The sequence below is a fragment of the Paraburkholderia sp. Ac-20347 genome, from assembly GCF_017104805.1.
Taxonomy (GTDB): domain Bacteria; phylum Pseudomonadota; class Gammaproteobacteria; order Burkholderiales; family Burkholderiaceae; genus Paraburkholderia; species Paraburkholderia tropica.
The window spans coordinates 25649-38618 of the sequence record NZ_JAAGPN010000004.1 but is presented as its reverse complement, the minus strand read 5'-3'; the positions used below and the strand labels follow the sequence as shown (position 1 = coordinate 38618).

12 protein-coding genes are annotated in these 12970 nt (G+C 67.4%); 8 read left to right on the top strand and 4 right to left on the bottom strand.

What is annotated here, in order from left to right; genetic code table 11:
- Positions 1-63: 63 nt before the first annotated feature.
- From G3N97_RS01695 to G3N97_RS01680, 4 genes are all read right to left on the bottom strand, one after another.
- Positions 64-1068 (bottom strand): ABC transporter permease, encoded by a 1005-nt coding sequence (locus G3N97_RS01695; RefSeq protein ID WP_205991605.1) that lies wholly within the window; start codon positions 1066-1068, stop codon positions 64-66.
- A 71-nt stretch (positions 1069-1139) separates the two neighbouring features.
- Positions 1140-2726 carry a sugar ABC transporter ATP-binding protein gene (locus tag G3N97_RS01690; protein ID WP_241030305.1) on the bottom strand — a complete coding sequence of 529 codons (1587 nt, stop codon included), beginning with the start codon at positions 2724-2726 and terminating at the stop codon, positions 1140-1142.
- Between the two features lie 80 nt (positions 2727-2806).
- Complete coding sequence (locus G3N97_RS01685; protein ID WP_241030304.1) at positions 2807-3784, bottom strand: substrate-binding domain-containing protein; 978 nt, start codon at positions 3782-3784, stop codon at positions 2807-2809.
- 54 nt (positions 3785-3838) lie between these two features.
- On the bottom strand, positions 3839-5278 hold the full coding sequence (locus G3N97_RS01680) for an FAD-binding oxidoreductase (protein ID WP_205991604.1): 1440 nt from the start codon (positions 5276-5278) through the stop codon (positions 3839-3841).
- A 168-nt stretch (positions 5279-5446) separates the two neighbouring features.
- Here G3N97_RS01680 and G3N97_RS01675 point away from each other — a divergent pair, with 168 nt between their 5' ends.
- From G3N97_RS01675 to G3N97_RS01640, 8 genes are read left to right on the top strand one after another with little or no spacing between them, the layout of a single operon-like run.
- Entirely contained in the window at positions 5447-6091 is a 645-nt protein-coding gene (locus G3N97_RS01675) for a glucose-6-phosphate isomerase (RefSeq protein WP_065060728.1), read from the top strand.
- Positions 6088-7059: a shikimate dehydrogenase gene (locus G3N97_RS01670; protein ID WP_205991603.1), complete on the top strand. Its 972-nt coding sequence runs from the start codon at positions 6088-6090 to the stop codon at positions 7057-7059. Before G3N97_RS01675 ends, G3N97_RS01670 begins: the two co-directional genes overlap by 4 nt.
- 43 nt (positions 7060-7102) lie before the next feature.
- Entirely contained in the window at positions 7103-7876 is a 774-nt protein-coding gene (locus G3N97_RS01665; protein ID WP_205991602.1) for an SDR family oxidoreductase, read from the top strand.
- Positions 7867-8817, top strand: a complete 951-nt coding sequence (locus tag G3N97_RS01660) for an MBL fold metallo-hydrolase (RefSeq protein WP_205991601.1) — start codon at positions 7867-7869, stop codon at positions 8815-8817. Before G3N97_RS01665 ends, G3N97_RS01660 begins: the two co-directional genes overlap by 10 nt.
- A gap of 57 nt (positions 8818-8874) precedes the next feature.
- Positions 8875-10407 (top strand): FGGY family carbohydrate kinase, encoded by a 1533-nt coding sequence (locus G3N97_RS01655; RefSeq protein WP_241030303.1) that lies wholly within the window; start codon positions 8875-8877, stop codon positions 10405-10407.
- A complete protein-coding gene (locus G3N97_RS01650) occupies positions 10404-11096 on the top strand; it encodes an HAD family phosphatase (protein ID WP_205991600.1) in 693 nt (230 codons plus the stop codon). Before G3N97_RS01655 ends, G3N97_RS01650 begins: the two co-directional genes overlap by 4 nt.
- A complete protein-coding gene (locus G3N97_RS01645) occupies positions 11090-12199 on the top strand; it encodes a glycerol dehydrogenase (protein ID WP_205991599.1) in 1110 nt (369 codons plus the stop codon). The genes G3N97_RS01650 and G3N97_RS01645 overlap by 7 nt, the downstream gene beginning before the upstream one ends.
- Positions 12196-12963, top strand: coding sequence for an SDR family oxidoreductase (locus tag G3N97_RS01640; protein WP_065060734.1), 768 nt, complete (start codon positions 12196-12198; stop codon positions 12961-12963). The genes G3N97_RS01645 and G3N97_RS01640 overlap by 4 nt, the downstream gene beginning before the upstream one ends.
- Positions 12964-12970 lie beyond the last annotated feature (7 nt).

The following is a 12970-nucleotide window of genomic DNA, read 5'->3' as shown; positions in this document are numbered from 1 at the left end:
AGGGTCCTGCAATCCGGCGCGCCGTGCATCGCGGTTCGGTTCGCGGCGCGCCAGAAGAGGAGTTTAGCGGAAGATCCAGCGCCGCCAGAAGCCCGCGCCCTGCTGCATCAGCACCGCCGCGACGATGATCGCGCCCATCACGACCTGCTGGTGATAGCCCGGCACGCTCGCGAGATTCATGATGTTGCCGATCACGCCCAGAATCAGCACGCCCATCAGCGTATTGAGCACGCCGCCCTTGCCGCCCGCGAGGCTCGCTCCGCCGATCACGACGGCGGCGATCACGGTCAGTTCGTCGCCCACGCCCACGGTCGGCGCGCCCACGCTGGCGCGCGCCGTCGAGATGATGCCCGCCAGCGAGGCCAGCGCGCCCGAGCAGACGTAAGTGCCCAGAATATGGCGCGCGACCGGCACGCCGGAGAGCCGCACCGCTTCCTCGTTCGAGCCGATCGCGCGCACCACGCGGCCCGCGCGCATGCGGCCAAGCGCGACGCCGCCCGCCACGAACACGATCAGCATCACCAGCGTCGGGCCGGGAATGCCGAGATAGCTGTGGCGGCCGAAGTCGAGCAGCGCCTGGCCGGCGTCGTCGACGAGAATCGGCGAGCCGTTCGAGACGATCATGGCGATGCCGCGCGCCACGGTCATCATGGCGAGCGTCACCACGAACGGCGTGAGGCGGCAGAACGCCACCAGCACGCCCGAAACGAGCCCGCACAGGCCGCCCGTCACGAGCGCCGCCGCCAGCGCGAACCAGAGGCCGTGCTCGGGAATCAGCATCGCCGACAGCACGCTGCCGAGCGCCGCCACCGAGCCGACCGACAGGTCGATGCCGCCCGTAAGCACCACGAGCAGCATGCCGACCGACATGATGCCGACGCCCGCGACCTGGCGCGTGATGTTGGAAAGATTCGGCGCGGAAAAGAAGTCGTCGGAAATAAACGATGCGGCCACAACCAGTACGAGGAGAATTGCGACCGTGTTGAAGCGGCGCGCCGTCTGCCAGAGATGCTGCCAGTTGCTGGCCTGGCGATGACGCGTGTTCGGAGTGGTGGCGCTGGGATTCATGATGGGTGTCTCCAATCTGTCCAATCTATGCAATCTGATATGACTGTCTGTTTCGACGCGCGTGGGCGGCGTCAACCGTGCATGAGCGTGGCGCCGTCGCGCGCGCCGGTTTGCTGGCTCGCGCGTGTATCGCGTGTGTCGTCAGGCAGCTCGCCGTGCGGATCGCCATGCGTCTCGCCGGGATCGCGCCGCAGCGACAGCGCGAGAATCGCTTCCTCGCTGTAGTCGTCCGGCTGCAATTCGCCGCGAATCCGGCCCTCGCCCATCACCATGATGCGGTCGCACAGACCCATCAATTCCTGATGCTCGGACGAGATCACGAGCACCGCCTTGCCGCGTTCCGCGAGCTGGTTGATGAGCGTGTAGATTTCGACCTTCGCGCCCACGTCCACGCCGCGCGTGGGTTCGTCGAGAATGATGAGATCGCCGTCCGCATGAAACCATTTCGCGAGCACGACTTTCTGCTGATTGCCGCCCGAGAGCGTGGACACGTCGGCGTCCATCGAACGCGCCTTGATGCGCAGCGCGTCCATCAGTTGCGCCACGTAGCCGCGTTCGCGTCCGAACGCGAGAAAGCCGCCCGGCGCGCTGACCGACTTGAGCGAAGCCAGCGTCGCGTTGATGCGGATCGGCATCGACAGCACCGCGCCCTGGCCCTTGCGATCCTCGGGCACAAGGCCGATACCGGCGCGCACGGCCGCCATCGGCGTACGCACATTCAGGCGTTTGCCTTTCAGTTCGATCGTGCCCGCGTCCGCGCGATCCGCGCCGAAAATCAGGCGCGCGACTTCGGTGCGGCCCGAGCCGATCAGCCCGCCGAGTCCGACCACTTCGCCCGCGCGCAAACTGAACGACACGTCGCGCACGGCCTCGCCGCGCGACAGGCCGTCCACCTTCAGCACGACCGCGCCGGTCTGCGCCTTGCGCTCGGGAAACAGCACCGAAAGCGGCCGCCCGACCATCTTGCGGATCAGTTCGTCGCGCGAGATATCGGCGGGCGTCACGGTATCGACGCGACGTCCGTCTTTCAGCACGGTAATGCGGTCGGCAATCGCGAACACTTCTTCGAGCCGGTGCGAGATATAGACGATGCCCACGCCGCGCGCACGCAGCGAGCGCACGATGTCGAGCAGACGGTCCGCGTCCGACGGCGCGAGCGCGGCGGTCGGTTCGTCGAGCACGAGCAGCTTGAGTTCGCCGGACAGCGCCTTGGCGATCTCGATCACCTGGCATTGCGCCGCCGACAACGTACCGACCAGCGCCGCCGGATCGATCTCGAAGCCGAGGCTTTCGATCAGCGCGCGCGCCTTCGCGCGCAGCGTGCGCCAGTCGATCACGGCGGGCAGCGCGCCGAGAAACACGTTCTCGGCCACGGACAGATCGGGCGCGAGCGCCGTCTCCTGATGAATCACGGCGATGCCTTCGGCGAGCGCCGCGTGAGGATTGCGCAGCACCATCGCCCGGCCCTGCACGCTGATGCTGCCGGCGTCGGGCTGATGGCCGCCGCCGATCACGCGCATGAGCGTCGATTTGCCCGCGCCGTTTTCGCCGACGAGCGCATGGACTTCACCGCTGCGGACATCGAAATCGATGTTCTCGATTGCGTGAATGCCGCCGAACCGCTTGTCGATGCCCGTTAGTGCGATGAACGGAATCATTGAACTGTCTCCACTCAGGCGCGCGCCCGGCGTCCGGCGGGCGCGCGCATACGTCGAAAAAAACCGGCGAAGCAAACGCCTTAGAAAATCGCCTTCGGGTTGTAGTACTTGTCGACGTTGCTCTTCGAGATGGCGACCGGCGGCGTGTACGAGACCTTCGGCACATTCACGGCCTGGCCCTTCGCGGCCTTCATGCCGATATCGACCGCCGTGCGCGCGACGAGCGCCGGATCGTTGAGCGCGGTCACGCCGTACTTGCCCTGCTTGATCAGCGCGAGCGCTTCCTTCTGGCCGTCGGCGGCCGCGACCAGCGTAATGCCGTCGCGGTTCGCGCTCTGGATCGCGCGGCGCGCGCCGAGCAGCATGCTGTCGTTCTCGCTCAGAACCATGTTGATGTCCTTGTTGGCGACCAGCAGATCCTCCATCGCCTTCAGGCCGCCTTCATCGGACCAGTTGCCCCAGCCCTGGCCGACGATCTGCAGATTCGACTTGCCGGTCTTTTCGAGCTGCGCCTCGACGATGCCCGAGAGCACGCCGTCACGGCGTTCGCGGCCGACCGGATTGCCCTTTTCGCCGGAAATCAGCGCGATCTTCAGCGGCTTGTCGCCCATGTTGTCGACGACCCAGCGGCCCACCAGCGCGCCGTTCTGGCTGTTCGACGACTGCACGAGCGTGAGGTAATTGGCCTTCTCGTTGAGCGTGCTGTCGAACACGACCACCTTCACGCCCGCCGCGCTCGCGGCGTTGACGGCGCCCACCAGCGCTTCCGGATCGGCGGGATCGATCAGCAGCACCTTGACGCCGCGCGTGACGAGATCCTCGACATCCGAAATCTGCTTGCCCATCTTGCCCTGCGCATCGGCGACGATGACGTCCGCGCCCAGTTCGGTCGCGCGCGCCTTGGCCGACTCCATCGCGGCGGCGAAATACGGCGCGTTGAGCACCTTCATCGAAATGCCGACCTTGATCTTGTCGGCGGCGAACGCCGGGGCCGCGGCCAGGATGCCCGCCGTGGCGAACGCGGCTGCGCACAGCAACTTCTGCATGAGACGCGACATGTCTCCTCCTCTTTTAGGTGTGTCACGTAATGAACCGGCACGAACGCGCCGGCGCTACTTCAACTGCATCGTGGGCGTTGACTCAAGGAACAACTTGCCAGGATTCAGGATGCCGCGCGGATCGAGCGCGGCCTTCACCGCACGCATCGCGGCGAGTTCGGCAGGCGTGCGCGAGAGCGCGAGCACCTCGAGCTTCTTGGTGCCGATGCCGTGCTCGGCGGATACCGAGCCGCCCAGCTCGCCCGTCACGCCATAAACCACGCGCTTGACCTCGGCGGCGGCGCTCGCGGGCCAGTCCGGCTCGTGCACGACGATGTGCAGATTGCCGTCGCCGAGATGGCCGTAGATGAGGATCGTCGCGTTGGGCCAGTGCTCGCGCAGACGCGCTTCGCAGCGCCGCGCCGCGAGACCGACCTGCGCGACCGAAAAGCTCACGTCGAACGACACGCGGCCGGGAATGAAGCGGCCGTATTCGCCGGGCGCGTCGCGGATCGCCCAGAACGCGGCGGCGTGCGCCTCGTTGGCGGCCAGCGCGGCGTCGCTCAGCGTGCCGGCTTCGAGCATGTCGGCGAGGAAGGCTTCGAAGACGTCGTTCTGGCTCTGCGGATCCGCGCCGCTACTTTCGAGCAGCACGTAGAACGCGTGACGGCCTTCGAGCGGCGCGCGCAGTTCCGGCAGGCGCGACAGCACGAAGTCGTAATAACCCGGCCACATCACCTCGAACGCCGACACACCCGCGGGCAGGCGTTCCTGCGCGAGCCGCAGCAGCGTCGTCACGCTCTCGTAGTCGGGCAGACCACACCACGCGGTCGAGACGGCGCGCGGCTTGGGACGCAGCCGCAGCACGGCGCGCGTCATCACGCCGAGCGTGCCTTCGCTGCCGATCAGCAGATCGCGCAGGTCATAGCCCGTGTTGTTCTTGATCATCTTGCGCAGGCCGCCGACCACGCTGCCGTCCGCGAGCACGGCTTCGACGTCGAGCGCCTGCTCGCGCATCATCCCGTAGCGGATCACGCGATTGCCGCCCGCATTGGTGCCCAGATTGCCGCCGATCGTCGCGCTGCCGCGCGCGCCGAGGTCGAGCGGAAACATGAAACCGGCCGCGTCGGCGGCTTCCTGCACGGTCTGCAGCGGCGTGCCCGCCTGCACGGTCATGGTCGCGCTGACCGGATCGATTTCCTCGATCGCGTTCATCAGTTCGAGACTCAGCGCCACTTCGCCGCCCAGCATGCACGCGCCGCCCGCGAGCCCCGTGAGGCCGCCCTGCGTGACCACCGGCTGATGGTGTGCGTGACAAATGCTCAACGCTTTCGATACCTGTTCGGTCGTGCGCGGCCGCACCAGCGCGATCGGCTCCGCGCACGGCATGCGGCTGGAGTCGGCGTGACGGCGGCCGGCGAAGTCGGCCGGCAGGCTGACCACGGCGGCGCCGAGCGCCTCGCGCAATGCCGCGACCACTGCCTCGCGGCGCGCCTCTTCAGCCTGATCTTGCATGGGATCTGTCTCCTACCCGAGATGCATTAACGATAGTGTTGCTGCCATTATATTTGCAAAACACACGTTTAACCCTAGTGAAAACCCGAGTGTTCGTTTGTTTCACAAACTATATCATCACCAATACTAACGTTTTGGCATCGACACACTTTCAGGGAGAGAAGCACCATGCAATGGCCGGAACCCCGTTCGTTCGACGTGAATCTGGAGACGGGTCTGATGACCGGTACGGATTCGCACTATCAGAAACGGCTTGGCGATCTCGCCGGTCTGTACGCCGACGCCGCCGCGTTCGACGCGCTGGCCGCCGCGCGCGCGGACGAAGTCGTCTACGAAGTCACCGACCATCGGCCCAACGCGGAGCCGGGCGACCTCATCACGGGCGTGACGCGCATGAGCGCGGGCAAGGTGGGCAAGGAGTTCTTCATGACGCGCGGGCACATCCACGCGAACATCGACCGCCCGGAGCTGTACTTCGGCCTCAAAGGCCACGGCCTGATGCTGATGGAAGCGCCCGACGGCGAAACGCGCATCGTGGAAATCCGCGCGAACACCGTCTGCTACGTGCCGCCGCGCTGGATTCACCGCTCGGTCAATCTCGGTCAGGGCGACTTCGTCATGCTGTTCTGCTATCCGGCCGACTCGGGCCAGGACTACGAAATCATCGAGCGTTCGAACGGCATGCGACTGCGCATCGTCGAGGACAAAGAGCGTGGCTGGCGCAGCGAGCCGAATCCCGAATGGCGCGCGCGCACGCTCGCGGAAATCGAGGCGCTGGTCGCGCGCCGCAACGAAACGGAGCAAGCCCGATGAGCTACACCGCCGCCACCCGACCGACCTTCTACTTCATCGGCGTGACCACGGCGCAGAGTTCGATCATGCGCGTGTTCCCCGAATGGGCGCGCCATCTCGGCCTCGGCGACGTCGAAATGAAAGGCATCGACTTTCCGCTGCACGCGAGCCGCGAGGCGTACCGCGAGGCCGTCGAGTTTCTGCGCGACGATCCGCTGTCGCTCGGCGCGCTCGTGACCACGCACAAGATCGACCTGTACGCGGCCTGCGAGGATCTCTTCGACGAAATCGACCCGCACGCGCGCATCATGGGCGAGACCAGTTGTCTCTCGAAGCGCGACGGCAAGTTCATCTGCCACGCGAAGGACCCGATCACCTCGGGTCTCGCGCTCGACGGTTTTCTGCCGCCCGAGCATTTCGCGCGCACCGGCGCGGAAGTGTTTTCGATGGGCGCGGGCGGTTCGACCATCGCCCTCACCTGGCATCTGATGCAGGCAAGCCGGGGCGCGAACCGGCCGTCGCGCGTGATCGTCTCGAATCGCTCGGCGGCGCGTCTGGAGGAAATCGAGCGCATTCACCGCGAGCTGCATCTGGGCGTGCCGTGCGAGTACGTCGTCGCGCCGCGTCCGCAGGACAACGACGCGGTGCTCGCGCGGCTCTCGCCGGGCGCGCTCGTCATCAACGCGACGGGGCTCGGCAAGGACGCGCCCGGTTCACCGCTCACGAACGCGGGCGTGTTCCCGGAACGCGCCATCGCCTGGGATCTGAACTATCGCGGCGAGCTGGTATTTCTCGATCAGGCGCGAGCCCAGCAAAGCGCGCGCGCCCTGCAGGTCGAAGACGGCTGGACCTACTTCATTTATGGCTGGACGCGCGTGATCGCCGAGGTGTTTCATATCGACATTCCGACGCGCGGGCCGGACTTCGACGAAATCTGCCGCATCGCCGCTGCGGCGGGCAAGCCGGCGCCCGCCAGGCCGCCCGTCTGATAAAGAACGACCACCGAACCGACACTGAACCGAAGGATCGACGATGTATCTCGACAAATTCCGCCTCGACGGCAAGCTCGCCGTCGTGACCGGCGCCGCGCGCGGCATCGGCTTCGCCATCTCCGAAGCGCTGACGCAAGCGGGCGCGCGCGTGGTGCTCACGGATATGCATCAAGGCGCGCTCGACGAAGCCGTCGCGAAACTCACGGCCGCGGGCGCGCAGGTCGAAAGCGAACGGCTCGACGTGACCGACGCGGCCGCCGTGCAGCGCGTGCACGACGCCGTGATCGCGCGCCACGGCCGCGTGGACGTGCTCGTGAACAACGCGGGCATCGCCATTTCGAACCATCCCGCCGAAACCATGAGCGACGAAGTCTGGGACCGCGTCATCGACGTGAATCTCAACGGCGTGTTCCGCTGCTGCCGCGCGTTCGGCAAGAGCATGCTCGAACACGGCGGCGGCAGCATCGTGAACGTCGGTTCGATGTCGGGCTTCATCGTCAACCGGCCGCAGGAACAGGCGAACTACAACGCGTCGAAAGCGGGCGTGCATCACCTCACGCGCTCGCTCGCCGCCGAATGGGGCGCGCGCGGCGTGCGCGTGAACGCGGTCGCGCCCACCTATATCGACACCGAAATGAACAAGTACGTCTACGACGACCCGGAGATGTATCGCCACTGGGTCGGCGGCACGCCGATGAACCGGCTCGGCCGCGTCGACGAAGTCGCCTCGGTGGTGCTGTTTCTCGCCAGCGAGGCCGCGAGCTTGATGACCGGTTCGATCGTGCTCGCCGACGGCGGCTACGTGTGCTGGTAACGATGAGCGCCGCCATGCTGTCGATCGACGTCGATACCTTCGAGATGCCGCTCGCCGCGCAGCTCGCGGCGCGCGCGCGGTCTGCGCCGAAACCGTTCACGCCCGCGCCGCCCGCGGGCGGCGTCGCGCTGAACTGGCTCGGCCAGGCGGGCTTCGTGATCGAGGGCGCGGGCCTGCGTCTGCTGATCGATCCGTATCTCTCCGATTCGCTCGCGCGCAAGTATCAGGGCACGCGCTACCCGCACCGGCGCATGATGGCCGCGCCGGTCGCGCCCGAAGATTTCGAGCACGTGGACCTCGTGCTGTGCACGCACCGTCACACCGACCACATGGACCCGGACACGCTCCAGCCACTCGCCCGGCGCTTTCCGAAGCTGCGTTTCGTGGTGCCCGCCGCCACGCTCGACGAAGCCATCAAGCGCTGCGGCGTGGATGTCGCGCGCCTGATTCCCGTCGATGCGGGCGAGCGCGTGGAGCCGCTGCCGGGCGTGCGGATCGCGCCGGTGCCGTCCGCGCACGAAACGCTCGATGTGGACGATCAGGGCCGCCATCCGTGGCTCGGCTACGTGATCGACGTGGCGGGCGTGCGCGTGTACCACTCGGGCGACTGCGTGCCGTACGACGGCCTGCATGAAAACGTGGCGGCCTTGCAGCCGCATCTCGCGCTGCTGCCCGTGAACGGCCGCGACGACGAACGCAGCGGCAACGGCGTGCCGGGCAACTTCACGCTCGACGAAGCCGTGGCGCTCTGCAAGCATGCGGGCGTGCGCGCGATGATCGCGCATCATCATGGCCTGTTCGATTTCAACACGCTCGATCCCGCCGTGATCGACACGCGCATCGTCGCGGAGCGCGGCGCGCTCGCGCTCTATCGCGCGCGCACGCAATGCACCTGGCGTATCCGCGCGAACGCACAGACGGACCCACGGCAAAGCGGTTAGCCTGCCGATTCGAACGACAGGCATCACGCTTCCCTCGCGACCCGGACACATAGAACGATGATGGAGACAACCCCTTACCTTGCGATCGACGTGGGCACCGGCAGCGTGCGCGCCGCGCTCGTCGACGCCAGCGGCAAGATCCGCCGCCTCGCCGCGCGCGAGCACGAACAGATCGTGCCGCGCTACGGCTGGTCCGAACAGCGTCCGCTCGACTGGTGGACGGGCGCGGTCGAGGCGATCCGGGAAGTGCTCGCCGCCGAGCCTGGCGCCGCGCAGCAGATCGCGGCGATCTGCGCGTGCGGGCAAATGCACGGTACCGTGCTGATCGACGCCGACGGCGAACTCACGCGCGACGCCGCGCCGCTCTGGAACGACAAGCGCTCGGCCGCGCAGGTCGACGCGTTCCGCGCGCGCTACCGTAGCGCCGACCGCCTGCACGAACGCCACGACTACCTCGCGCGCACCGCGAATCCGCCCACGGCCGCGTGGCCCGCGTTCAAGCTCCAGTGGATCCGCGATCACGAACCCGACGCCTACGCGCGCGCGTCCACCGTTTTCATGCCGAAGGACTACGTGAACTTCCGCCTGACCGGCGAGCGCGCGTGCGACTGGAGCGACGCGTCGATGATGTTCCTGATGGACCCGCAAACGCGCGCCTGGTCGCCCGCGATGTTCGACGAACTCGGCCTCGACATCCGCAAGATGCCGCCGATTCGCGCGCCGCAAGCGCTGCTCGGCCACGTGACGCGCGCCGCCGCCGCCGCGACCGGTCTGCGCGAAGGCACGCCCGTGCTGGTGGGCGCGGCGGACTATCCGGCTTCGGTGCTCGGCTCGGGCGTCTACGAACCGGGCCTCGCCTCCGATATCACCGGTACTTCCTCGATCATCACGGTGATCGCCGACACGCCGATGCTGCATCCGGAAGTCTCGAACGTGGCCACCTGCGAAGGCTTGTGGGGCCGCTTCACGCTGCTCGACTCGGGCGGCGACGCGATGCGCTGGGCGCGCCGCGCGTTCCACGAAAACACGCTCTCTTACGAGGCCGTCGCGCGCAAGGCCGCCGAAGCGCCGGTCGGCGCGGAAGGCCTGTTTTTCCTGCCCTATCTGACCGGCGAACGTTTCGGCGATCATCCGAATTCGCGCGCGCAGTTCTTCGGCATCGCGGCGCGGCATGGACTCGCGCATCTGCATCGCGCGGTGCTCGAAGGCGTGGCGTTCGGCGTGCGCCGCCATATGCAGATGATCCAGCCCGAAGGCGTGCCGATCGAACGTCTGGTGGCGGCCAGCGGCGGCGCGAAGGCCGCGCTGTGGCTCGACATCAAGGCGAGCATGTATCGCACGCCGATCCTCGTGCCCGCCGAAGTCGAATGCGGCGTGATCGGCTGCGCGCTGCTTGCGGCGACTGCATCGGGGCAATTCGCCACGCTCGGCGACGCCGTGCGCAAGTTCGTGCGCTTCGAGCGCGAAGTGCAGCCCGACCCGCGCGCGAGCGATCTCTACGACCGCATGATGCCGCTGTTCGAACGGCTCTACGTGAACGCGCAGCAGTTCTACGACGATCTCGACGCACTTCAGGGAGAACGCGCATGAGCACACGAACCGGCACTTCTGCGCGCGCGGTCCTCTGGGACATGGACGGCACGCTCGCGCTCAGCGAACCGCTCCACATGCGCACGCTGATCGCCGCGCTCGCGCACAACGGCGTGATCGCGGGCGACGAACTGCATCCGCTGATGTTCGGGCAGACCGGCAAAGCGGTACACCGCATCGTGCAGGAACGCTTCGGCATCGAGACCGGTTTCGCGGACTGGTCGGCGTTTCGCGCCGCGCATTATGTGGCCGAAGCGCGGCATCTCGTGCCGCGGCCCGGCGCGCTGGAAGTCTGGCGCGCCGCGCAAGCCGCCGGGCTGCGTCAGGCGATCGTCTCGAACGCGGGACGCATGCTGCTCGAAGCGAATCTGAACGCGCTCGGCCTGCAAGCGCCCGAACTCGTTTCCGTGAGCGCCAACGACGTGCGCCACGGCAAGCCCGATCCCGAGTCTTATCTGCGCGCTGCATATTTGCTCGACGTCGACGTACGCGACGCCGTCGCCGTCGAAGACAGCCCGACCGGCGCCCAGGCCGCGCTCGCGGCGGGCATGCGCGTGCTCGGCTGGCCCGCGGAAGAAGCCCACGTCGCGCTGTTCCCGCCGCAGGTTCAACTCGTGCGCAGCGCCAGCGAACTCGCCGCCGCGCTCGGCCTCTCCCTTCCACCCTCGACCTCGCCACGATCATGCTGAAAACCAGTATCTTTCCCTCGCGCTACGTCCAGGGCGCGGGCGCGCTCGACACGCTCGACGCCGAACTCGCGCGGCTCGGCACGCGCGCGGCCTGTCTCGTCGACCGCAATGTCGCGAACCTGCTCGAACCGTCGCTCGCGCGCGCCGACAAAGTCACGCTGCAAGTGCGCGCGGTGGACGCCGCCTGCACCGAGCGCGCCGTCGCGGACACCGCCGACTGGATCCGTTCGAGCGGCGCGGATATCGTGGTCTCGTTCGGCGGCGGCAAGGTGATCGACACGGGCCGTGCGGCCGCCGACGACCTGCGCCTGCCGTTCGTCTGCGTGCCGACCATCGCGGCGTCGGACGCGCCGTGCAGCGCGCTTGCCGTGATCTACGACGAAGCAGGCCGCGTGGTCCGCGACCGCTTCGTGCGCCGCAATCCCGATCTCGTGCTGCTCGATACCGCCGTGATCGTGCGCGCGCCCGCGCGCTTCTTTATCGCGGGCATCGGCGACGCGCTGGCCACCTACTACGAAGCCGACGCCTGCCGCCGCGCCTACGCGCGCAACCTGTGCGGCGGACGCGGCACCGCGCTCGCCTTCGAAGCCGCCCGCCTGTGCCGCGACATGCTGTTCGCGCACGCGCCGCAAGCCGTGGCCGACTGCCGCGCCCAGCTCGTCACGCCCGACTTCGACGCCACGCTCGAAGCCACCGTGCTGCTCTCGGGCATCGGCTTCGAATCGGGCGGCGTGGCGGCGGCACACGCGATCCATCATGGCCTCGCCGATCTGCCCTCGTCGCATGGTCTGCTGCACGGCGAGAAAGTGGCGATCGGCGTGCTCGCCTCGCTGTTCCTCTCGACGGTGCCCGACGAAGAACGCCGGCGCGTTTTCGACTTCTGCCACGCGGTCGGACTGCCGACGCGCCTGCATCAAATCAACGTCGACGTGGCCGATACCGCCGCGCTTGAGATTGTCGCGGCGCGTGCCTGCCGCGCTGGCGAAATCATCCATAACGAACCTTATCCGGTCGAACCGGCGATGGTCGTCGCCGCGCTCAAGGCGATGGATACCTATGCCGCGCGATTCGATTCCCATCACAACACTCAGGATACCGAATGATCACGACGCAAAAGCAGGAACTGCACGCCTTTCGCCCCGGCCTGTTCGACGGCCGCACCGTGCTGGTGTCGGGCGCGACGAGCGGCATCGGACTCGCAATCGCCGACGGCTTCGCGTCGCTCGGCGCACGCGTGATCGCAACCGGCAGTTCCGCCGCAAAACTCGACACGCTGCGCGCGGACACGACGCTCTCGGCTATCCGCTTCGCGCAGCTCGACGTGCGCGATGCACAGGCGATTCAGGATTTCGCGGCGCAAACGGAAACGCTCGACGTGCTCGTGAATGCAGCGGGCGTGGCGCGTCCGTTCGACGAATACCGCGACGACGTGTTTCGCGAAGTGCTCGACGTGAACCTCACGGCGGCGATGCGTCTGTCGATGGCGCTGCGCCCGCAACTCGAACGCACGAAAGGCTGCGTGATCAACGTCGCGTCGATGCTCAGCTATCTCGCCGATGTCGAAGTGCCCGCGTATTGCGCGAGCAAGACGGGCGTGCTCGGCCTCACGCGTTCGCTCGCACATGCGTTCGGCGCGGCGGGCGTGCGCGTGAACGCGATTGCGCCGGGCTACCATCGCACCGATATGACGCGTCCGCTCTGGGAATCGCCGGCCGCCGCGCAGAAGATCGCCGCGCGCAGCGCGCTCAAGCGCTGGGGCGAAGCCGAGGATCTCGTCGGCGCCACGCTGTTTCTGGCTTCGCCGGGCGCGGCGTTCATCACCGGCGCGACCTTGCCGGTCGACGGCGGATATGTTTCCGGTGCCTAAGCATTTT